The organism is Haliscomenobacter sp. (assembly GCF_041740695.1).
Lineage (GTDB): Bacteria > Bacteroidota > Bacteroidia > Chitinophagales > Saprospiraceae > Haliscomenobacter.
The window spans coordinates 22,178-43,031 of sequence record NZ_JBGSLK010000115.1; the positions used below are offsets into that span (position 1 = coordinate 22,178).

Genomic DNA, 20,854 nt, shown 5'->3' on the forward strand with positions numbered 1-20,854 from the left:
AAGAATATTGTTATTTTAGTCGCAGGCAAAAGTAATTATTTTGCGATATTACCCTGAGCGCTTGTCTAAATTTTTGGGATCGGGCTGCAAACGGCCCATTTTAGCCCCAAAATTTAGACAAGCTCTGATTCAATCCACTAAAACCAAACAAACTTGCAAGAGACTTACCACAAATTCTGGTCACATAGTTTGGGAAGAGACATCGAAATGTTGACTTTTGGGAATTGGGGCTATCCAATCCTGCTTTTTCCCACCTCCATGGGGCGGTACTACGAAAACAAGGATTTCAAACTCATTGAATCTGCTCGTGGGTTCATTGAGTCGGGAAAAATCAAAATCTACTGCATCGATAGCATCGACAGCGATAGTTGGTACGCCAAACATTTGCACCCCGCCACCCGCCTGTACAATCACACCTGCTACGATCGGATGTTGAATGACGAATTGGTTCCGTCTATTCGACAAGAGTGTAATGTGGACAAAATTGGAGTAGCTGGTTGCAGCTTTGGCGGGTACCACGCTTTGAATTTTGCGTTCAAACACCCCGATAAAGTGGCCTATATGTTCAGCATGGGTGGCGCTTTTGACATCAAACAACATTTGGGTGGCTACTACGACGACAACGTGTTTTTTAACAATCCACCGGATTTTATTCCCGATTCACAGAATGATCATTTCTACGACATGAAGATTGTACTCGGTACTTCCGAACACGATTTTTGCAAGGGAGAAAACGAGTGGATGTCGCAAATTTTACAGCGCAAGGGCATCAACCATTGGCTGGACATCCGCCCTTTTGCCAACCACGACTGGCCAATCTGGCGGGAAATGTTCCCTGATTATTTGTCTAAAATCTAATTCAATTCACGAACAAGAAAACGTTTACATATGAAAAAAATCGGTATTTTATTCGGAAAAGAGAACACTTTCCCTTGGGCATTCATCGAACGTGTCAATCAAAAAGAAGGCAAGGACATCATCGCCGAGCCTGTTTCGATTGACAAAGTGACCCAAGGTGGCGACAGTGGCTACGCGGTCATCATCGACCGCATTTCACAGGATGTCCCTTTTTACCGGGCATTTCTGAAAAACGCGGCCCTTTGTGGCACAGCAGTGGTCAACAATCCCTTTTGGTGGAGCGCAGACGAGAAATTTTTCAACAACTGTTTGGCTTTACAAGTTGGAGTGCCCGTGCCCAATACGGCCCTGATTCCTTCCTTTGAATTGCCAACAGATACCAGTGGCGAGTCTTTTCGCAACCTCAAAATGCCCCTGGATTGGAATGCCATTTTCGACTACATCAAGTTTCCCGCTTACATGAAACCGCACGCGGGTGGTGGTTGGAAAAGTGTATATCGGGTGGATGATGCAGAGGATTTGTGGAAAAAACACGCTGAAACCGAGCAATTGGTGATGATGCTGCAAGAGGAAATTGTCTTTGACGACTATTTCCGCTGCTATTGTATTGGGCAAAAAGATGTGCGGATCATGCCGTATGAGCCCCGCAATCCGCATCACCTGCGTTATGATTCTCAAATCAAAGCACAGGGCCCTGCGGCGAAAAAACTGCTGGAGACGATTCACGATTACGTGATGCGTTTGAACCTGGCGCTTGGCTACGACTTCAACACCGTTGAATTTGCAGTACGTGACGGTATTCCCATCGCCATCGATTTCTGCAATCCCGCGCCCGATGCCGATGTCAATTCGGTGGGTCAGGAAAACTTCGACTGGGTCGTAGAAGCCGCTGCTAACATGGCCATCGAGCGCGCCAAAGCCGCCAAACCAGGGCAAACGAACCTCACTTGGGGAACTTTTGTCGGCGCTGGTGTGAATGACAACATGGCGGCCTTGACGGGAGTCGCAGCGAAAAAACCAGCAGCGAAAAAGACAACGAAAACCAAGTAAGGTTCCAGGGTTCCAAAGTTCCAAAGTTCATCCATCCGGTCACTGAGCGAAGTCGAAGGGCGGGATGGATGAACCTTGGAACTTTGGAACCCTGGAATCCTAAAAACCTTTAACTTATGGATCTTTCTGGTTTCACCCTTGGTATAGAAGAAGAGTTTCAAACCATTGACCCCGTAACCCGGGAATTGCGTTCGCACATGTCGCGGATAGTAGATGAGGGGCAAGTAAAGCTCCAGGAACAAGTAAAAGCCGAAATGCACCAGGCAGTGGTGGAGGTCGGCACGGTCATTTGTAAAAACATCCACGAAGCGCGCGAGGACGTGATCAATTTGCGCAGGTACGTGATGGAAATTGCGGACAAGGTTGATTTGAAAATTGCTTCATCGGGCACCCACCCTTTTTCGCATTGGGCCGATCAAGCAATTACACCTAATCCGCGTTATGACCAGATTGTAGAAGAATTGCAGGAGGCTGCCCGCTCCAACCTCATTTTTGGCTTGCATGTACACGTAGGTATTCCCAGTCGGGAAGTTGGGGTGCAAATCATCAATGTCGCGCGTTATTTTTTGCCCCATATTTTTGCCCTCTCAACCAATTCTCCTTTTTGGGAAGGCCGCAATACTGGGTACAAGTCTTTCCGCACCAAAGTTTTTGACAAATTTCCCCGCACCGGATTACCAGAATCCTTCACCAGTGCCATCGAATACGAGCAATACTTGGATTTGTTGATCAAAACAGGTTGTATCGACAATGGCAAAAAAATCTGGTGGGACATGCGCCTGCATCCATTTTTTGAAACTGTAGAATTCAGGATTTGTGATGTACAAATGCGGGCTGAAGAAACCATCGCCCTCGCTGCGGTGATGCAAGCTGTTGTGGTCAAATTGTACAAATTGATGAGCAGCAACCTGAGTTTCCGGATGTACGGCAAACCGCTCATCAACGAAAATAAATGGCGGGCGGCCCGCTATGGTATTGATGGAAAGTTGATTGATTTCGGAAAACAGGAAGAAGTTCCCACCAAAGCATTGATCTTAGAGCTGCTTGATTTTGTTGATGATGTAGTAGATCAATTGGGTAGCCGTGAAGAAGTAGAGTTCATCATCAAAATGATGGAAAACGGTACCGGCGCTGACCGCCAACTCAAAGTGTACAACGAAACCAATGATTTCAAGGCCGTTGTAGACTTTATCATTGGTGAAACTGCGTACGGACTTTGGTAAATTGGGCCACATTGACTAATTTTAATGCTTTTTTAATCAAAGCATGGTCTATAATTTATTACTGTGATGAAAACGGATGAAACGATTAAGATTGCGATACTGGACATGTACGACAACTGGGCCAATGAAGGCATGCGTTGTATTCGACAGATAGCAACCCGCTTCCTTGAGCAGGATGGCATTGAGGGCAGTTTTGAAGTGTTCAATGTGCGGGCAAACAATGAAATTCCCGATCTGGAAGCATTCGATATTTTTATTTCCAGCGGTGGCCCAGGAAGTCCTCTTGCGGCCAATACCCAATGGGAAACGGATTATTTTGCTTTTGTAGATGCCCTTTTTGCCTACAATCGCCGTCATGCCCGCAAGAAGTTTATGTTCCTCATCTGTCATTCTTTTCAAATGGTTTGCCGCCATTTGGGATTGGCTGAAGTGACCAGAAGACAGTCTACTTCCTTCGGGGTAATGCCCATCCACCGCAGGGGTGATGGCTATGCTGAATTCCTGTTTCGTGGTTTACCCGAACCCTTTTACGCCGTTGATTCACGCGATTATCAGGTCACCCAAGTACATGAAGCCAAAATGCGTGAACTTGGGGCTCAGGCATTGTGTCTGGAAAAAGAACGCCCCCACATTCCCCTGGAACGTGCGGTAATGGCGATTCGGTTTTCACCCGAAGTTTTTGGCACCCAGTTTCACCCTGAAGCCGATTCGAGGGGGATGCTGCGCTACTACCTGATGGACGACAAACGCAAATGGGTGATCGAAACCCACGGCGAAGCCAAATACTTTGAAATGATTGATCGACTTGATGATCCCGATAAAATCTTGTTGACCGAAGCGGTGATCATTCCTTCATTTTTACACCACGCTGCCGAACAGCTCCAGGGAGTGATGGTGGCTTGATCATGGACTTATGTTACCAGAAATACGCCAACGTTACAATGCCTCTTTTACCGAAGCGAACTACCAGGCTTTTGTAGCACAAATCAATGAGGATTTTCCCAATACCCTGGAATTTCGCGTTGCGGAAACCCCCGCTTTTATTCCTAAAGCGTTGACGCAAAAATTGGTTCAGGCTGGAGAGGACATCATCGATGTGATGATCCAACCCGATTTCAAAGCCAAAACCGAACGGGCCATCCCCGCCGATCAGCGGGTGCCCAACGAACCGGATATTTGTACGCTCTTGACCCTGGATTTTGCAGTTTGTAAGGATGATCAGGGTGAATATACACCGCAATTGATTGAAATGCAGGGTTTTGCGACTTTGTATGGCTATCAGGCGTACATCGGGGGCCTGTACAAACGTTTTTTTTATTGCCCGGAGGGATTCACTGAATACTTTCACGGTTTGGATCGGGAGGGGTACATTGCGGAGCTACACCGCTTATTCATTGGCGATGGCAATGCTGAAAATACCATCTTGTTGGAGATTTATCCCGAGATTCAAAAGACCAGAATTGATTTTGCGGTAACCAAAGACATCCTGGGCATCGAACCCGTTTGCCTGACCAAAGTACGCAAGGATGGCCGGAAGTTATACTATGAAAAAGATGGCCGCCGCATCGACATCCAGCGTATTTACAATCGGGTAATTTTTGATGATTTACAAAATTACCCCGATCTGGTAACCGAATTCAAACTCACCGATGATGTAGACGTGGAATGGATTGCCCATCCCAACTGGTTTTATCGCGCCAGCAAATTCACCTTGCCATTGTTGGATAGCCCTTTTGTGCCCAAAAGTTATTTCTTGCACGAATTGCCAGAGTACCCAGCTGATTTGGAAAATTATGTACTGAAGCCCTTGTTTTCCTTCGCAGGTTCTGGCGTGAAATTGCACATTACCGTGGATGATCTCGATGCCATTTCCGACAAAGAGAATTTCCTCTTGCAGCGCAAAGTCAACTACGAACCCGTAGTGGAATCTCCCACGGGTGGGGTGAAATTGGAAATCCGTTTGATGTATGTGTGGCATCAAGGGGAAGCTCGGCCCAACCTGATCACCAACCTTTCGCGCATGAGTAAGGGGGAAATGATCGGGGTACGCTTTAATAAGAATTTTGATTGGGTAGGGGGGAATATTTGTTTTTTTGAGGAATGACCTCTATTTGACTTGAGGCAAGTTGATTATCAAGCAATTGATATAATGTCTAATAATTTTGACATAAGGCTTTTTGAGTTAAGAGTGACGAATACATGACTTACGAGTTTAGAAGTGAGCTACCGCAGCGACTCAGACATAGCCTTGGTCTAAGTCGCTGCGGTAGCTCACTTCTAAATTCGTAAGTCATGTACTCTTAACTCGTCACTCAAAAACCAATTGCCCTACTGACACATCGTCCCCGCCTGCACAAAATACCGTTTCCCATTCAACAAAATTTCATTCCCAGCCTTCCCCGGGCTCATTGGGAATTCCCATACCCGCCCATCGTTAAAGCGTAGAATCAATGTTGGCTGAATACCTCTCGCCACTACCTGCCATTTGCCCGCATCCGCCCCTGCACTTGCATACGAAAAATCGGTATAGGCATTATTGGAACTATACGAGTTGTCGTTTTTATACACAAAGGTACCTTCCGAACAAACGTGGATGATGTAGTGATCAGCCATTCCATTGCCCGTGTAGTAATAATCCAGTCTTTTTCCTTTGATCTTTTGTTTCCATTGCTCCGCCAAACTTGAAGTTTGCGGCTTGCTGAATTGGACACTATTGGCAATGGATTTGACCAGGGAAGTATATTCTGCACCGTATTGATCTTTTGCACCCGTAGCTGCTACGGTCACGCCGCCGCCGTTTGGCGACAACAAACTGATCATTTCGATTACGACTGCTTTGCCTTGCGCGGTTCCATCAAAGCGGATCAATAGGCCATTGCTGCCATAAGCCTGGGTTTGTGCTTTGAGGTAGGTATTGCTGGCGGGGTCGTTGGCATCGAGTACTTGGGCGCGCATTTCAGCCAGGGTCTTGTATTCATGCGGACTTACACTCATAGCCACCTCGCTACCCACTTTATTCAACACAAAACCACCCCCTTGTTCCTGGCTTTTCCAGGCACTGGGCATTTGGAAGGAATAGCCACTGGTAGGATCAGCAATCCGGGCACCTGTGGCGACAGGAGCGGTAGTAGTCGCTTTGGCACCCGCCCCGTTGGAAGGAGTTGGACTGGTAGCGGTACTGGTTTTAGAAGTATTACCAGTTTCTTTATTCGATTTAGTGGCTGCCACCGGTTGATTCGCCGTTTTCACCACAGGTATACTTACCCCTTCGCTGCTTACGTAATATTCACCCAACAAACGGGAGAGGGAGAACGCAAAAGCCTGCCCATTGTACTGGTACTCGGCATTGATCATGCCCAGGAGTTTGGTCCCATTGCTGAAGGAGTATTTTTGCTCCTGCAATTGGAAGAAGCCTTGATAAGTGCCATTAGCGGCCTTATCCATCGACAAAACCAGGCCCGATTGGCTATTGCTGAAAGTACCCACGTAGTGGTCTTCGCTGCTGCTTTGCCCACTGAGGGTTTGAAGAAGTGCCATTGCGGTAAAAAGTGCCATAATCTTGTGCGTCTTCATGGTTTTGAGTGTTGTGCGTGAACAATCAAATTAATGACTCAAAGATCAGGGTTTCTAGATTCTAATGCTTCATCCTTGTGGGGGATTTGTAAAATCTCCCCATTTATGAGGAGGAAAACCGTGCTTGCTACCAATCCATTTTTACCCCATTTTGCCAGGCCGTGACATCTTCGGCGTACTCCGCATTTTCTGCTAAAATGGTGGTCAAGCCAGCATTGTAGGCGTCTTCATAAGACATGCCTTCGCTCAAACCAAGGTAAAATCCTTTGGCAAAACTGATTGCTGCATCATCACCAACGGGCAAATTGTGACCAATGACGATCATGCCCATCTTGGAAATCATCTCGGCTTGATGTGCAGAGTAACAGGCGTTGAGCAGTACCAGTTCGGTATTACCGATCAATGGTTTGAACAAACGTTTGAGCGTAGCTTCGTTCAACACCAGTGCCCCATTTTGATCATTGCTGATGACAATTCCTTTCTCTTCCCCATGCCCGGAGAAGTGCACAATTTTGGGCTTGCTATTGAAGGCGCGCATCAATTCTGTAATCCTTACGGCAGTTTGAATGGGTAAAAATAGGAAAGCACTGCGGTGTTCTCCTTTTTGCATCTCCTCCCGAATGGTGCGGTGCTCAAGATCGGTTTGTAAGCTCGCATAAGTGGTAGGATTGGCCGCAGCAAAAAGGATACTTTTAGCAGTGTTTTTATTCAATTGTTCCGATTGACTTGAACTTGCGCCATTGTGATCCGACGCAGTACTTGAGCTATTGCCCGATGAATCGTGGTCATTGCCTAATAAGCTCAAAACCGCTGAGAGAATTCTTGCCCGTTCAACCCCGGCGCTTCCATTATCAATGGTGCCTAATCGTTCTTGTCTTTCTAATCCGTTTAAGCGGCTTTGTAATAAGATAATATCGTTGTGTTGGTAGGAGGGGAGCAGGTCGGACAAGCCCTTAATGGCCTCACTCAAGCGACCCTCTCCAATGAGGTTTCGAATTTCTTTTTTATTCATTGTCAACAAACTTTACGATCAAAGATAAATTTTCTTCAGTTACTTTTTTATTTGACTGGATGAGAATGTTAAAATGTTGGCTTAAAACCGTCGGGCCGCACGATGCAAGATGTAATTTGCGACAAAAGCATACAAGAAAATCCCAATGCCATATACAAAGATCAGTACAAATGCTACTGGAAAAAATACCGGAACCAAGCCGAAGGCGCCTAAAATAATGGCATACCAGGCCAATTGTTTACGGGCTTGACTTCCCTCGGGGGCCAAAAAGGAACCACTCACTGGAATCAGCATGGTGCCTACCACCAATACTGCAAAGAACAAACGATCTTTGGTCCAGCCCAGCCAGCCCTCTTCCGGGGCCAGCCAATACAAAACAGCTACCCCCAATAGCGCCAACAATTGAATGCCCACCCAATTGGCCGCGCGGTTTTCATCCGTACTCAAGGCGTGTTTACCTAGCGGATGAAAGCGCAGGAAAAAATTGGAAACGGGTTGTCCAATCCAGGTAGAATAAGCAAAAAGGACATACAGCACAATCAGTGGAGTGAGCAAAAAGCTCAAAGCTGGAAAATTTTTGTTCAAACTCAACACGATGCGGTACACAAAATACAAGCCGATGATGAACCACCACTGTTTGTCACTTTGCAATTTGCTCATCCACAGGAAATAATTCAAAATCCAGCGGTAAAGGGGATTTTTGGCCTTGATGGCCTCCTTTAAGCCCGCCCGAGCATGCGCATTTTGAGGATTGAGGCGTAGTGCTTCTTTAAAGGCAGCAATGGCGGGTTCAAAATTGTTCTGATGTACAGCCACCCAACCCTGATTGGCATGTGACATGGAATTGTGCGGGTCAGTATACAGGGCATAATCCATCGTAGCCTCGGCTTCGGCAGTACGATTGAGTTTGAGCAATGCTCGAGCGCGCAGGTTGACCAATTCGGTATCTTCAGGGTCGATCTCCAATCCTTTTTCGGACTGATAGAGCGCCTCTTCCCACTGGTCTTCGTGCATGGCGATCTCTCCAGCCAATTCAAACATGGAGGGCATGTAGGGATTGAGGTTCAACCCACTGCGGATCAAATCCTTGGCCTGTTGATTTTGGTTGTTGTAAAAATTGGCTACAGCTAGAATGTAGTGATTGCCGGGATCTTCAGGTTCGAGTGCCAGCGCTTGTTGTGCAGGGGACAATGCGGCAGGGTAGTTTCTGCTGATCACTTTACACAATGCCAACAAACGAAAAGCGGCTCCATTGTCTGGAGATTCTTGCAGCGCAAGCGCCAGTTCTTTTTCAGCATCGGCGATGCGCCTTTGTTCCATGAGGAGTTGGGCGCGTTCAAGGTGGCGTGACATGGAGATAAGTTGCGTTGAGGAAGGTTTAGGAAGGTTGAGAAGGTTTAGGAAGGTTTAGGCTACCGCAGCGGCTTGGACAAGGACATTGTCAAAATCGCTGCGGTAGCCTAAACCTTCTCAACCTTCCTAAACTCTTCAACTATTTTTTTACATTCAGGTACTTCAAAATTTCATCGTACTGCCCACTTTCATTCGAAAACAGGGCGTAATTTTTGGCGGTGCTAAACCACTCGGTGGTGGTCGCCCGGTGCTGGTTCAAGGCTTTGAGCAAGTCATTGGTATCAAGAGGAATGGGGATGCCTTTGCGCATACTTTCCTCCAACTTGTTTTCAATGGCAATGTCGATTACCGCTTCCAAATCGGCCCCGGAGAAACCATTGGTTTTTTGGGCGATTTTGGCATAGTCTATGCTTGAAATTGGTTTGTCGCGCAAGTGAATTTCCAAAATGGCGGCTCGGCCTGCCTCGTCTGGTGGTGGCACAAAAATGATGCGGTCAAAACGACCAGGGCGGCGAAAAGCCGGATCAAGGTGCCAGGGCGCATTGGTGGCGGCCAGAACCAATACTCCATCATTGGACTGTTCAATGCCGTCTAGTTCGTTGAGGAATTGGTTGATCAGGTGCCGCCCTGCACTCATGCGCATGTCGCTGCGGTTGGCACCCAGGGCGTCAACTTCGTCAAAAAAAAGCACACAAGGTTTGATTTGCCGGGCTTTTTGAAAAATGGCGTGCAGGTTTTTTTCACTTTGCCCCAGCCACATGTCCAGGATTTCGTTGATGCCCACCGCCATAAAATTGCTCTTGATCTGGCCAGCGGTAGCCCGGGCTAAATGGGTTTTTCCACAACCCGGAGGGCCGTAAAGCAGGATTCCGCCACCGATTTTTTTCCCATAAGCCTTGTAAATTTCGGGATGTTCCAGCGGGTGGATGATTTTCATGCGAATTTCCTCCTTCACTTTTTCCATGCCACCTACATCGTTGAAACTCACTTTGGGTCGCTCAAACTCAAGGGTACGTTCTTCCTCCTCTTCTTCGCCAAATCCGCCTAGTCGTACTTTACTGGGCTCGGGTGACTGGTCCAGTTTTTGGCTGATTTCATTGTTGAGGTAGGCATCGGCCAAATTGGGATCGAAGGTGATGGCATTCTCGTAGGCCTCCTGGGCTTGTTGGGCTTGCCCGGCGGTCAACAACAACCGAGCTTGGATGATCCAAGCCTGCGGCGGCGGCATATCTTGCGACAGGATGTCTTCCATGATGACCATGGCCATTGCAGTTTTGCCTTGTTCCAAAAAAGCGGTGGCCAGACCCATTTGTAAGTTCAAATCTTCCGGCGCCATGCGCAGGGCAGCTTTGTACTCTACTTCCGCTTCTTCAAAACGGCGATTTTTCAATAGCGCCGAAGCCAGTAGTTTGCGCAGTGGCAGGTTGTCGGGTGAAGCTTTTACGGCTTCCAATAAAAAATCAAGATCGTTCAATTCCATTTGCTGGGTATTACATGTAGTAGTAGGGCAAAATGAACACTTATTTTTTTATCGCCCCATTGCCCCAAATGTAAACCTTTGTGATGATAATAAAAAAAGCAGTTGAGCGAAAACCACCCAACTGCTTTTTACCATTCAAAAAACATACGCTATCCTTTAATGGCCAATTGTTTCAATTCCGGGTGTTTGGAATTGGTTTTGACCGCTTTGGTCATGTGTTCAAGTGCTTTGGAGCTATTGCCCATGTCCTGATAGATCAGGGCCAATTTGCGGTTAACATCAATATTCTCAGGGCGAATTTCGTATTCTTTGAGCGCGTATTTCAGCGCTTTATTCAAGTCACCAACGATGTCGGCGTAGATGCTGGAGTATTCCAGGTTCATGTTGTGGCCGTGTGCTTCGTCGTCGGCGAGCATGGGCCAAATTTCATCCAGGGTTTTTTTACAAGCCTCTTCTTTGCCTTGAGTTTTGTACAATCTGGCCAGTTCTTCATAAAATCCTACTTCAGGAATGATGTTGGCAGCATCTTTAAATAACTTTTCAGCTTCTGCATATTTTTTGCGTTCAACCGCAATTTCAGCTAGTGCGGCAACCGCAAATGGATATTTAGGGCGTTCTTTTAAAATGGTGTTGTATTCGCCTTCGGCAGCATCGAGGTTACCGTATTGTTTGTACAAATTACCGAGGGTAAGTCTGGCCCAGCAGGTTTGTTCCTGACCAGGAAAACCGGCGTCTACCGCCATTTTCATGGCTTCAATGGAACCATCCACATCTCCGTGGATTTCACGCAAGTAGGATACCCGTGCGTAAGAACGCAAGTCGGGGCGAATCGAAACCATTTTATCCGCCATCTTGACGGCCTCATCATAATTGCCCAGCTCAACGTTGGCGTCTACCAATACCCCATAATTTTGGGCGTTGTACGGATTGAGATTCTTGGCTTCAGTGCCCGTTTTGAGGGCGTTTTTGAAGTCGTGCAGCGATAGTTGTACCCCTGCTTTGGCCGCCAGGGCACGGAACTTGAGGTCTTTCTCCAGTTCGGGCTTTTGCAAAATGTAATCGCTCATTTTGAGTGCAGCAGGGTAGTAATGCCCATGTTCTCCGGTGATGCGGGCTTCGTTGACAAACACGTATACCAGTTTGAGGGCTGCTTCGTAGTCTTTGGGGTCGTTCAGGAGCGCCTGGCGCGAAGTACCGTAATAACTTTGGACGTCCGACCATTCCTGGCCGTTTTGGATGGCTTCGTTGCGGTCAAGCAGCAATGGAATCTCTTTGACCGTCAGGGTAGCTGACTCAGTTTGCTTCTTGGCACAAGCAAAAGTGAAAGCAAGGATAAGGATAAGGATGGAAATGCGGTGCATGGCTATTTTTAGTTGAGAAGTTGAGGTAGGTTGAGAAAGTTTAGGAAGGTTGAGAAGGTTGAGACTGGGCTGCGTCTGAGTTGCTGTGGTAGACTAAACCTCCCTAAACCTTCCTAAACTTTCTCAACTACGTTTAATTGACTTTTACAATTTTCACATTCTGCAATACGGCACCATTTTTGTCAATGATACGTGCGAAGTAGTTGCCTTTGGCCAGGCCTACTGGAAGTTTCGCCTGAATGGCGTTTTCGCCTTCGTATACAGTGGTGGAAATGATGCTGTTCAGTTTGCGGCCATTCAAGTCGTACAGGTCGATCTGAATTTGGTTTTCACCTTGAGACAGTACATTGAAGTTGACCTCATCCCGTACTGGGTTTGGGTAAACGGCTGCAACAACTTTTGGCGCTTTCAACAAGCTGCTTTCAGCTGCGGCATTAGCAACAGCTGCCGTAGCTGGGCTGCTCACTTCTACACCGCCACATTTGCCGTCGCCAGCCCAAGCCAAAGCCACATAAGGGAAGGTCAGGCCAAATTTTGCGTCGTTTTTCTCTACACCAGTGGTGTAAGTCAATACGTCAATCAAGTCAGTGCTGACTGGATTTTTACCATCAAAATCGTCATACCACAACCCAACGGCGGCCAAAACTACACCAGCTACTGCTTGTAATTCGATCCGGGTAACGTCATCTTCCAAGCGGCGACCATTTGGGAAACCATCCATATTCGGGATGAACTCCAGACTGCGGTTGCCTTTGTACTTTGTCCCTGTCAAGCCCAATACTGCTGCTTGTACCAAGCCCAGTGAACTGAAGTTTGGATCGCTACGGCGAGTAACAGGTACGGCCATGTTCAAACGCAACATGTCGCCACCGTTGGGGAGGAAGTTGTGGATGAAAGGCTTACCTGGCGCCAGGGGATTTCCACCTTTGCCCGTTGCCAATTGGTAAGGGGGAAGGTTCGGGGCACCCGTGTGAAAGATCGGCCAAAGATCTACAGAGCGAGCCTTCCCTGGGCCAGGAAGCAGTAATGTACCAAACACCTTATCATCAAGCGCCGTTCCATTCAGCGCAGGATTCCCTTTAAGTGGAAACAGACCGTCTTTGCCATAACCGAAGTCGAATGAACCCAAAGACTTGCGCTGGATCCGCAACTGCTTGAAAGCAGGAACGGCTCCGCCAAATTGAGAATCATCCATGTACAGAGCCAATTCTGGATTGTAGAAGAAGTTGTCCAAAATGGTGTCGCTGATTTCTGCATAAGGGCTGAGCGCGTTCCAATAGTCCTTGAAACCGATTGGAATCACGGCTTCGTTGGTCAGTGGCATACCCAAGCGAGATACCTGAACCCAATCGCCAGAGTGGGTTTCTTTGCCTTTGGACAAAGTACGGATGGAACGGCGGCTAGAAGAAGCCCATACTCCAATCACGTAATCTGGGTCCAAAATGGTTTTGGGCAAATAGAATGCTCCTTTTTTCAACAAAGTGCGAATAGGCACCTGAATGGCAATTGTACTTACATTCAAACACTTGACGCCATCACGAGCTTTGCCACCTTGGCGGGGCGAGTCACCCAGGTCAAAAATACCACCCAAGTCTACAAAGAAAGGATCGTCGGCAGGGCCGCAGAATACCTTTTCACCAGTAGAAGAAGTCGTGATGGCATTTTTTACCAAATCTGCATAGCGGGTATCCAAACCTACTCCGCTGGTAATCGAACGGGTACCGACATTGGTAGGTGGTACGACACCATTTGTGATAATTGCCTGGAAGCTTTTGCCCCCATCGATGCTGCGCTCGAGGGTGTAAGTGGCTTTCAGGTTTTGTTTGCCCAAACGGATGTTGAAGAAAGTAGTAGGATCTTCATTCACCAGTTTGAATGTAAAACGGAAAGTGATTTCATCGCCAGGTTTTGAGGCATCGTTGTCGATGTGGATTTCGTAGCGGATGTTTTCACCAAAGTTGTAATAGTTGGGGCCACCTTGTGGCAATTGAAATGGAATGAAGTTGGCGATGATGGTGATCATCCCCGGTTGGTCCGGGCTGCGGAAGGCGTACAAATCGGTATTGTCCGCCAAGGGGTCGTCCGCAATCAGCGGCGCTTCCCGGTGACTGGAGGCAAACAGCGATGCGCTGAAGGCCAGCAGGGTTAGACAAAGTATGGATTTAAAAAAGTTTTTCATGGTTGTGCTTTGTGCTACATGGTTGTAGCTTGATGATGATGATGATGCCCACGAATGAATTCGTGAGTTGGGACTTTGTGTTGCCTCCCACGGATATAACCCACGATTTAAATCGTGGGATTCCCATGGGTTGCTTAATTTACTTCGGTGCCAGACCAAGGAGCCGCTAGGTACGGGAATACCGATTGGAATTCCTTATCGTTTTTCTCCACTCCAGTGGTGTAAGTCAGTACGTTCAGCAAGTGAGGAGTTACTGGACTGCCACCCGCTTTAAAATCGTCGTACCACAAACCAACGGCAGCAAGTACAACCCCAGAAACGGCTTGCAATTCGATGCGCGTTACGTCATCTTCCAGGCGGCGACCGTTGGGGAAACCGTCCATGTTGGGAATGACCTGCAACTCGGTATTGGAATTGTATTCAGGATCGGTCAAACCCAATACCGCAGCTTGTACCAAGCCTAATGAGCTGAATGAAGCAAGGCTTCGGCTGGTCACTGGTACCGCCATGTTCAAGCGCAACATATCGCCACCGTTGGGCAGGAAGTTGTGAATGAAAGGTTTACCAACAGCTAATGGATTGCCGTTTTTACCTGTTGCCAATTGGTAAGGCGCCAGGTTAGGTACGCCTGTGTGAAAAATTGGCCAAAGGTCGACCGAGCGCGCTTTCCCTGGGCCAGGCAACAACAAGGTACCAAACACTGCATCATCAAGCGCAGTACCAGCAAGAGCTGCATTACCTTTCAGGCCAAAAAGACCATCGCGACCAAATCCGAAGTCAAAAGAGCCTAGTGATTTGCGTTGTATGCGCAGTTTTTTGAAAGCAGGAACGGCTCCGCCAAAGCGAGAATCATCCATGTACAAGGCCAATTCTGGATTGTAAAAGTTATTATCCAGGGTTACATCAGCCAATTCTTCATAAGGAGTCAAAGCGTTCCAGTAATCTTTCATGCCGATTGGAATCACCGCTTCGTTGGTCAGCGGCATACCTAAACGAGATACCTGAATCCATTCACCATCTTCAGCAGGGGCAGAGCCATCTACCTTCAGGGTGCGCAGGGTGCGGCGACTTGCAGAAGCCCAAACACCAATCACGTAATCCGCATCTAGAATGTTGCGTGGCTGGGCAGGAGCACCTGCCTTGAGCAAAATAGCAATTGGAATCTGGATCGCAATGCTGTGTACATTGGTCATGCCGACGCCGTCGCGGATTTTTTGGCCGCCTTGACGTGGCGAATTGCCCAAGTCAAAAATGCCGCCCAAATCCACGAAGAACGGATCGTCTACGGGGCCACAGAAAACCGCTTCGCCTGAACTGCTGTTCATGATGCCTTTTCGCATCAAATCCGCGTAACTGCTGTTCAAACCAACCCCGCTGCCAATGGAGCGTGGGCCGATGTTGTTCGGTGGCACATAACCGTCACTCAATACTACCTGGAAAGTCTTCCCACCGTCGATGCTTCGTTCCATCGTATAGGTGGTTTTGAGGTTTTGTTTACCCAAACGAATGTTGAAAAAGGTAGTGGGATCCTCATTCACTCGCTTAAAGGTAAAGCGGTACACGATCTCGTCGCCAGGTTTGGAGGCGTCGTTGTCAATGTGGATTTCGTAGCGGATGTTTTCGCCAAAGGTGTTGTAGTTGGGACCACCTTGAGGCAATTCCGCCGGAATGTAATTGGCGATAATCGTGATGGTATTTTGCTTGTCCGGGCTCCGGAAAGCGTACACATCCGTGTTATCGGCCAATGGATCGTTGGCGATCAGTGGTGCTTCGCGGTGGCTGGAAGCCTGTGCGAACCACGACGCCAAAACGAATAGAAGTGATAAAATGGAATAACGTCGCATAATAGGTTATGATTAAATGAAAAACTCTAATTCGATTTTCCTGGACAAAGCAGTGGCTAGTAGCAGCATGGGGTGCATGTGCCCTGGAACAGGTGACAATGATCAGTGATCAGTTAACAATGGTCAATAAACAGTAAGCGCTCAAAAGTCCGCTGATCATTGATAACTGTCAAAAATTGGTTGGTGAAGTAAACCTTCAGGTTACGGGGAGTACCTGGTTACAATGCCTTCAATAGTTCCATTGTGGGCTGCTGGTTTAAATACAAGTAGAAAAAGGGTGCTGAGTAATGATAGTTTCATGTTGGTGTTGGTTGTTGGTACAAAGGTTCGAGAGTAATTACGAGGCGGGTTGGAAATTGGATTGGATATAGGTGGATTTTTTTTGAGATGAAAGTTTAGAATTTATTTAAGTATCTGATAAATAATTATTTATAAAATAAATTTCGTTTATTGTTTTTGATAAAATATTTAAGAGCGGCGAAATCGCCCCTCTTAAATATTTACGTCGTCAAACATATTCCTCCTCAAGATCTTCACTTCTAAACTCGCGAATCTCAGCCAGCAAGCCCATTGCTTTCAGTACTGGCGTTCGAATCAATTGGTGTACTTCATCCTGGATGAGCGCTGGATAATTTTTACAAAAATTGAGCAGGCTCTGTGGTTGCACATTGCTCAACACATCCAGAAGAAGGATAAAGATGCTTAGAAAAAACTTGGGTGTGTGCATGCTGCGAATGATTGGTGTGAAATGGTTTGATAGATAATTCGCAGCGGAGAGAAAAAAATCACAGTTAGAGGGAATAAAATATACCACAAATCTTTTGCTTTTCCAATTTTTTTGAGCCAATTGAGAGTTTTTAGGACCCTCAATTACACATCGGTACCTCCTGCCCAATCTCCCAAAACCGCATCGTCTCCGGTAAATGGAAATTGATGCCTCTGGCCATAAAATATAGCCCGAATAAGCCTAACAAAATGGGACTCAAATGCCGCAACCGTTGCCGCCAATTCAAACTGATGAATTGACCTGCCAGCGCCGTACCCAACATTAGTGGTAGTGTACCTGCCCCAAATCCCCCCATGTACAAGGCACTTTGTATCCAGGAATCGCTCAGCACAGCCCCGGCGATGGCTACATAAACCAACCCGCAAGGCAACAAACCATTGAGTGCACCAATCAGGAAATGAGTCGACAAACCTTCGCGGCGCAGTAATGTCGCCATGTTGCGAGACACCCAGTTTTGCAGCACTTGCACTGCAGGAAATCGTTTGATGTACGATTCTACATTCAAAGACAAGAGTGCTACAAGGATCAATAAAGCACCAATGAGCACGGAGAACCAGGACTGCACCCCGGCCAAAAACAAACCTCGGCCAAATGCCCCGATGATTAGTCCCAAAAACAGATAGGTGAGGATTCGGCCAAGGTTGTAAAGCAATGCGCCTGCTGCTGCACCCCAGCCATGGGCGGCTTTGGGGAGTGCCAGTGCAATGGGGCCACACATGCCTACGCAGTGCAAACTCCCCAAAAAACCCAGCAAAAAAGCAGAGAACAGCATGATCTTATAGTTGAATGATGTTATAGTTGAATGATGTTATAGTTGAATAACTTCTTCTTTGTAATACGCTTTGCTGCCGTCGCTCCAGTCCACTTTTACCCGCCACAAACCGGTTTTTAGGCCAGTGGTGGAGATGACCTGGCGGTGATTGAGATTGGGGGCGATGTTGACCTTGAAGTCCCGGCTCTGGTCAGAAGGGCAGAAAAAGTAAATTTCGCCGTGTACTTTCCCAAGTTCTGAGGGAAAAAACAATTCTACCTGCGAGCCAGATTCAGTAGTCTGAATTTCCAGGTCTTGCTTCAAACCTTGTGCATTGCTCAGTTTGTCAAATTTTTCCTGGTACTTGAGGTCATCAGCATAGTAATGATCAGAAACCAGGCTATTGTCAAACTGCGTCGAGCGGACTACTGCGTACACCATCGTGATGACAAACAGGCTGTAAAAAATGGCAATGCCACTGCCCCAATTGATTTTCATGGTGTTGTTATTTTAGGGTGAAAAAATTAAATAGGTCCTAAAAAGTTGGTCTTGACTCGATCGATTTTTTTGCCATTGGAGTATACATCCACTTCGATGCGGGTTTTTCGGCTATCCAGGTTTTTGCGCTCGATCTCAACAAACAGGGCACCTTCAGTGACTTCAGAAGCTTTGGTGAAAGGTGTTTTTCCCACCAGTTTGATGGCACCCTGAGGCTTCACCATACGGAATTCAATGGGAAACGTATCCCTGGTTTTGTTGATGATTTCGTAGTTGTACAAGTTGCTGATTTTGTCTTCCCCCACCTTCTGGAACAGCATTCCAGGGGTGCGCAACAGTAAAACCTCCACATCCGTACGCATCGAAAACAGTACTATGTTCAAAATGACCATCAAGGCCAAAACTACGCTATACGCCTTCACCCGAGTGGTAAATACCTTTTGGGTCTTGGTTTCAATGCTGGTCGCGCTGGCGTAGCGGATCAACCCACGAGGGCGACTCACCTTATCCATCACCTCATCACAGGCATCCATACAGGCGGTGCAGTTTACACATTCGAGTTGGGTGCCGTTGCGGATGTCGATGCCAGTAGGGCAAACGTGGACGCACAATTTGCAGTCGATACAATCGCCCAGGCTTTTTTGTACGGCCTCAATAGGGTTGGCAGCAGGGGGAAGGGCTTCGACCATTTCCAGGGCTACCGCTTTTTCACTTTGTAATACCGAAGCCTGGATGCTTGAAATGGGAGAAATGGGTTTGTTGCCCGTTTCTCGTTTGATTTTTCCCCTTGGTTCGCCTCTTACCTGGTCGTAGTGAACAACAATCGAGTTTTTGTCCAAAAGTACCCCTTGCAAACGGCCGTAAGGACAAATGGCAATACAAATTTGTTCCCGCATCCAGGCGAAAACGAAATAAAAAGCGAAGGAAAAGACCAACATGGCAATGAAGCCTGTCAGGTTTTGGGACACGGGTTCGGTGGCAATTTGGTACACCTCGTCGATCCCGATGATGTAGGCGAGGAAGGTATTGGAGATCAAAACGGCAATGGCGAAAAAGATCACCTGCTTGCCTAGTTTTTTGATGATTTTGTCGCTCGTCCAGGGGCTATTGTTCAGGCGGCGTTGGGCGTTGGCGTCGCCTTCAATGAGGTATTCGATTTTGCGGTAAACCATTTCCATGAACACGGTTTGGGGGCATACCCAACCACAAAATAATCGGCCATAAATCACGGTAAACAGGATGATGAAAACCACAAAGGTCAACATGGCCAATACAAACAAATGAAAATCCTGAGGAGCAAAACTTATGCCAAAAACGATGAAATGGCGTTTGAGGATGTTAAAAAGCATCAAAGGTTCACCGTTCACTTTGATAAAAGGAACGCCAAATAAAAAGATCAAAAAGACCCAGCTCAGATAGGTACGAGCTGAGGTGAATTTTCCTTTCGGTTTTTTGGGGTATACCCAGATCCGCTTGCCTTTATCATCCACAGTGGCAAGGTGATCGCGGTATTCTTCGTAATCTTCAAAAGGGGTGATTTCGCTCATGGTAAACAATTTATTGTTCTAAGGTTCCAGCGTTCCAAAGTTCCAAGGTAATCGAGCAGCTCGACTTCGCTCGGTGACCGATTACCTTGGAACGCTGGAACCCAGAAGCTCTTTAATTTTCAGCTTCCTCCGTTTCTGGAACATACTTGTCGCCCTGTGGAGCTTTGCCATTCGGTGGATTTGTACCTTGAATGGACAAAATATAACTGCTCACTTTCAGCATATCCGTAGGTTTGAGCTGTGCACTCCAGGCGATCATGCCTTTTTCAGGCACCCCGTTTTTTACGGTTTTGAATACATTGGTGATGCCTCCGCCGTTGATCCAAAATTCGTCGGTCAGGTTTGGACCTACTCCACCTTCTCCATTTGCGCCGTGACAAGCCACGCAGTTGGTGCTGAAAATGGTTTTGCCAATGGACAAATCTTTGGCATCAACGCTGGCCTCCAGGTTGTCTTCATCAATGGTATTGGCTTGTGTAGCAGCAAAAGCAGCTTTGGCTTGTTCTGCCACTTTCATTTCGGCATTGTATTCTTCAGTCTGGCTTTGGCCACCCAATAGGTGATAATAAGTGAAGAAGACCACACCGAGGATAATGGTGATGTAAAACATGGCTACCCACCAAGGCGGAAGGCTATTGTCCAATTCCTTGATGCCATCGTAGTTGTGATCCAGCATTACGCTGTCTTCTTTTTCTACGGGCACCACATTGGTCCAGGCTTTGTATTGGCGCTTCCACAAAGGTTCTTTGGTGGTTTTTTCAACCTCTTCCAGATAGGACTCGATACCTTGTTCCTGGTAAATTTTGATCTGCTGCACCTTGATCATCATGCTGAGCAGGTGAAACAGGGCCAAAACTGCCCCCAACATGGTCAGGCCAGCAAAAAAGATCAAGCCGTTGGCCAAAAGTGAGTTAAAGGTCTCATTGCTGGCCGGAGTAACCGCCCCTGCTGCCCCTGCCCCTTGTGCAAATACCAGGGAGGAGGAAAGCAAAGCCAGGAGGGTGATGACCAATTGTTTTTTGAGCTTATTTTTCTTCATGGCGAATGTCAGTTTCCGATGTTTGAAGAATGGAATCCTCCAGAGGAAGATTCGACATTTTATTGAGGTATGCGAGGGGGCTACGGAAAGCCATAATTGCACTCACCAAAAAAACGGTAACAAAGGTGAGTAGGGCAGAGATGGCCATCCAGTTGATGCTTCCAGCGCTTTCGAGGATGTATTTGTACATGGCTAATAGTTGAAATATTGAAGAGTTTGTAGTTGAAATGAAGTTTTAAAGTGTAGCAGCAGGAGAGTCTATTCTACCAACTGACTGTTGAACTTCTTTTCAACATTTC

At 47.2% G+C, this 20,854-nt stretch carries 18 protein-coding genes; 5 read left to right on the top strand and 13 right to left on the bottom strand.

Annotation, left to right across the window (positions count from 1 at the left end; translation table 11 throughout):
• Window positions 1-153 precede the first annotated feature (153 nt).
• From ACEW9O_RS23760 to ACEW9O_RS23780, 5 genes are all read left to right on the top strand, one after another.
• Window positions 154-858, top strand: a complete 705-nt coding sequence (locus ACEW9O_RS23760; protein WP_373552711.1) for an esterase family protein — start codon at window positions 154-156, stop codon at window positions 856-858.
• 30 nt (window positions 859-888) lie between these two features.
• On the top strand, window positions 889-1,908 hold the full coding sequence (locus tag ACEW9O_RS23765) for a RimK family alpha-L-glutamate ligase (protein ID WP_373552712.1): 1,020 nt from the start codon (window positions 889-891) through the stop codon (window positions 1,906-1,908).
• Between the two features lie 116 nt (window positions 1,909-2,024).
• The gene (locus ACEW9O_RS23770) at window positions 2,025-3,131 is read left to right on the top strand and encodes a carboxylate-amine ligase (protein WP_373552713.1); all 1,107 of its coding nucleotides are present in this window, start codon (window positions 2,025-2,027) and stop codon (window positions 3,129-3,131) included.
• A 66-nt stretch (window positions 3,132-3,197) separates the two neighbouring features.
• A complete protein-coding gene (locus ACEW9O_RS23775) occupies window positions 3,198-4,034 on the top strand; it encodes a type 1 glutamine amidotransferase (protein WP_373552714.1) in 837 nt (278 codons plus the stop codon).
• Between the two features lie 10 nt (window positions 4,035-4,044).
• Complete coding sequence (locus tag ACEW9O_RS23780; protein WP_373552715.1) at window positions 4,045-5,235, top strand: hypothetical protein; 1,191 nt, start codon at window positions 4,045-4,047, stop codon at window positions 5,233-5,235.
• A 224-nt stretch (window positions 5,236-5,459) separates the two neighbouring features.
• On the opposite strand, the gene ACEW9O_RS23785 is transcribed toward ACEW9O_RS23780, so the two are convergent.
• The 13 genes from ACEW9O_RS23785 to ACEW9O_RS23845 all read right to left on the bottom strand — a co-directional run bounded on the left by ACEW9O_RS23785 (window position 5,460) and on the right by ACEW9O_RS23845 (window position 20,745).
• On the bottom strand, window positions 5,460-6,704 hold the full coding sequence (locus ACEW9O_RS23785; RefSeq protein WP_373552716.1) for a hypothetical protein: 1,245 nt from the start codon (window positions 6,702-6,704) through the stop codon (window positions 5,460-5,462).
• 127 nt (window positions 6,705-6,831) lie between these two features.
• Window positions 6,832-7,716: a CHAT domain-containing protein gene (locus ACEW9O_RS23790; RefSeq protein ID WP_373552717.1), complete on the bottom strand. Its 885-nt coding sequence runs from the start codon at window positions 7,714-7,716 to the stop codon at window positions 6,832-6,834.
• 81 nt (window positions 7,717-7,797) lie between these two features.
• The gene (locus tag ACEW9O_RS23795; protein ID WP_373552718.1) at window positions 7,798-9,069 is read right to left on the bottom strand and encodes a tetratricopeptide repeat protein; all 1,272 of its coding nucleotides are present in this window, start codon (window positions 9,067-9,069) and stop codon (window positions 7,798-7,800) included.
• A 139-nt stretch (window positions 9,070-9,208) separates the two neighbouring features.
• On the bottom strand, window positions 9,209-10,549 hold the full coding sequence (locus ACEW9O_RS23800; RefSeq protein WP_373552719.1) for an AAA family ATPase: 1,341 nt from the start codon (window positions 10,547-10,549) through the stop codon (window positions 9,209-9,211).
• Window positions 10,550-10,698: 149 nt separating this feature from the next.
• Entirely contained in the window at window positions 10,699-11,910 is a 1,212-nt protein-coding gene (locus tag ACEW9O_RS23805) for a tetratricopeptide repeat protein (protein ID WP_373552720.1), read from the bottom strand.
• A 133-nt stretch (window positions 11,911-12,043) separates the two neighbouring features.
• Window positions 12,044-14,089 (bottom strand): DUF4331 family protein, encoded by a 2,046-nt coding sequence (locus ACEW9O_RS23810; RefSeq protein WP_373552721.1) that lies wholly within the window; start codon window positions 14,087-14,089, stop codon window positions 12,044-12,046.
• 134 nt (window positions 14,090-14,223) lie between these two features.
• On the bottom strand, window positions 14,224-15,933 hold the full coding sequence (locus ACEW9O_RS23815; RefSeq protein WP_373552722.1) for a DUF4331 domain-containing protein: 1,710 nt from the start codon (window positions 15,931-15,933) through the stop codon (window positions 14,224-14,226).
• A 508-nt stretch (window positions 15,934-16,441) separates the two neighbouring features.
• The gene (locus ACEW9O_RS23820; protein WP_373552723.1) at window positions 16,442-16,660 is read right to left on the bottom strand and encodes a hypothetical protein; all 219 of its coding nucleotides are present in this window, start codon (window positions 16,658-16,660) and stop codon (window positions 16,442-16,444) included.
• Between the two features lie 139 nt (window positions 16,661-16,799).
• Entirely contained in the window at window positions 16,800-17,492 is a 693-nt protein-coding gene (locus ACEW9O_RS23825) for a sulfite exporter TauE/SafE family protein (protein ID WP_373552724.1), read from the bottom strand.
• A gap of 36 nt (window positions 17,493-17,528) precedes the next feature.
• Complete coding sequence (locus tag ACEW9O_RS23830) at window positions 17,529-17,969, bottom strand: FixH family protein (RefSeq protein ID WP_373552725.1); 441 nt, start codon at window positions 17,967-17,969, stop codon at window positions 17,529-17,531.
• Window positions 17,970-17,995: 26 nt separating this feature from the next.
• The gene (locus tag ACEW9O_RS23835; protein ID WP_373552726.1) at window positions 17,996-19,516 is read right to left on the bottom strand and encodes a 4Fe-4S dicluster domain-containing protein; all 1,521 of its coding nucleotides are present in this window, start codon (window positions 19,514-19,516) and stop codon (window positions 17,996-17,998) included.
• A gap of 112 nt (window positions 19,517-19,628) precedes the next feature.
• Window positions 19,629-20,555, bottom strand: coding sequence for a cbb3-type cytochrome c oxidase N-terminal domain-containing protein (locus ACEW9O_RS23840; protein WP_373552727.1), 927 nt, complete (start codon window positions 20,553-20,555; stop codon window positions 19,629-19,631).
• Window positions 20,542-20,745, bottom strand: a complete 204-nt coding sequence (locus ACEW9O_RS23845; protein ID WP_373552728.1) for a hypothetical protein — start codon at window positions 20,743-20,745, stop codon at window positions 20,542-20,544. The genes ACEW9O_RS23840 and ACEW9O_RS23845 overlap by 14 nt, the downstream gene beginning before the upstream one ends.
• Window positions 20,746-20,854 lie beyond the last annotated feature (109 nt).

Bases quoted from the DNA above. Each gene is read 5' to 3' on its own strand.
- ACEW9O_RS23765 (WP_373552712.1), top strand. From the start codon at position 889: ATGAAAAAAATCGGTATTTTATTCGGAAAAGAGAACACTTTCCCTTGG.
- ACEW9O_RS23770 (WP_373552713.1), top strand. From the start codon at position 2,025: ATGGATCTTTCTGGTTTCACCCTTGGTATAGAAGAAGAGTTTCAAACC.
- ACEW9O_RS23775 (WP_373552714.1), top strand. From the start codon at position 3,198: ATGAAAACGGATGAAACGATTAAGATTGCGATACTGGACATGTACGAC.
- ACEW9O_RS23780 (WP_373552715.1), top strand. From the start codon at position 4,045: ATGTTACCAGAAATACGCCAACGTTACAATGCCTCTTTTACCGAAGCG.
- ACEW9O_RS23785 (WP_373552716.1), bottom strand. From the start codon at position 6,704: ATGAAGACGCACAAGATTATGGCACTTTTTACCGCAATGGCACTTCTT.
- ACEW9O_RS23790 (WP_373552717.1), bottom strand. From the start codon at position 7,716: ATGAATAAAAAAGAAATTCGAAACCTCATTGGAGAGGGTCGCTTGAGT.
- ACEW9O_RS23795 (WP_373552718.1), bottom strand. From the start codon at position 9,069: ATGTCACGCCACCTTGAACGCGCCCAACTCCTCATGGAACAAAGGCGC.
- ACEW9O_RS23800 (WP_373552719.1), bottom strand. From the start codon at position 10,549: ATGGAATTGAACGATCTTGATTTTTTATTGGAAGCCGTAAAAGCTTCA.
- ACEW9O_RS23805 (WP_373552720.1), bottom strand. From the start codon at position 11,910: ATGCACCGCATTTCCATCCTTATCCTTATCCTTGCTTTCACTTTTGCT.
- ACEW9O_RS23810 (WP_373552721.1), bottom strand. From the start codon at position 14,089: ATGAAAAACTTTTTTAAATCCATACTTTGTCTAACCCTGCTGGCCTTC.
- ACEW9O_RS23815 (WP_373552722.1), bottom strand. From the start codon at position 15,933: ATGCGACGTTATTCCATTTTATCACTTCTATTCGTTTTGGCGTCGTGG.
- ACEW9O_RS23820 (WP_373552723.1), bottom strand. From the start codon at position 16,660: ATGCACACACCCAAGTTTTTTCTAAGCATCTTTATCCTTCTTCTGGAT.
- ACEW9O_RS23825 (WP_373552724.1), bottom strand. From the start codon at position 17,492: ATGCTGTTCTCTGCTTTTTTGCTGGGTTTTTTGGGGAGTTTGCACTGC.
- ACEW9O_RS23830 (WP_373552725.1), bottom strand. From the start codon at position 17,969: ATGAAAATCAATTGGGGCAGTGGCATTGCCATTTTTTACAGCCTGTTT.
- ACEW9O_RS23835 (WP_373552726.1), bottom strand. From the start codon at position 19,516: ATGAGCGAAATCACCCCTTTTGAAGATTACGAAGAATACCGCGATCAC.
- ACEW9O_RS23840 (WP_373552727.1), bottom strand. From the start codon at position 20,555: ATGAAGAAAAATAAGCTCAAAAAACAATTGGTCATCACCCTCCTGGCT.
- ACEW9O_RS23845 (WP_373552728.1), bottom strand. From the start codon at position 20,745: ATGTACAAATACATCCTCGAAAGCGCTGGAAGCATCAACTGGATGGCC.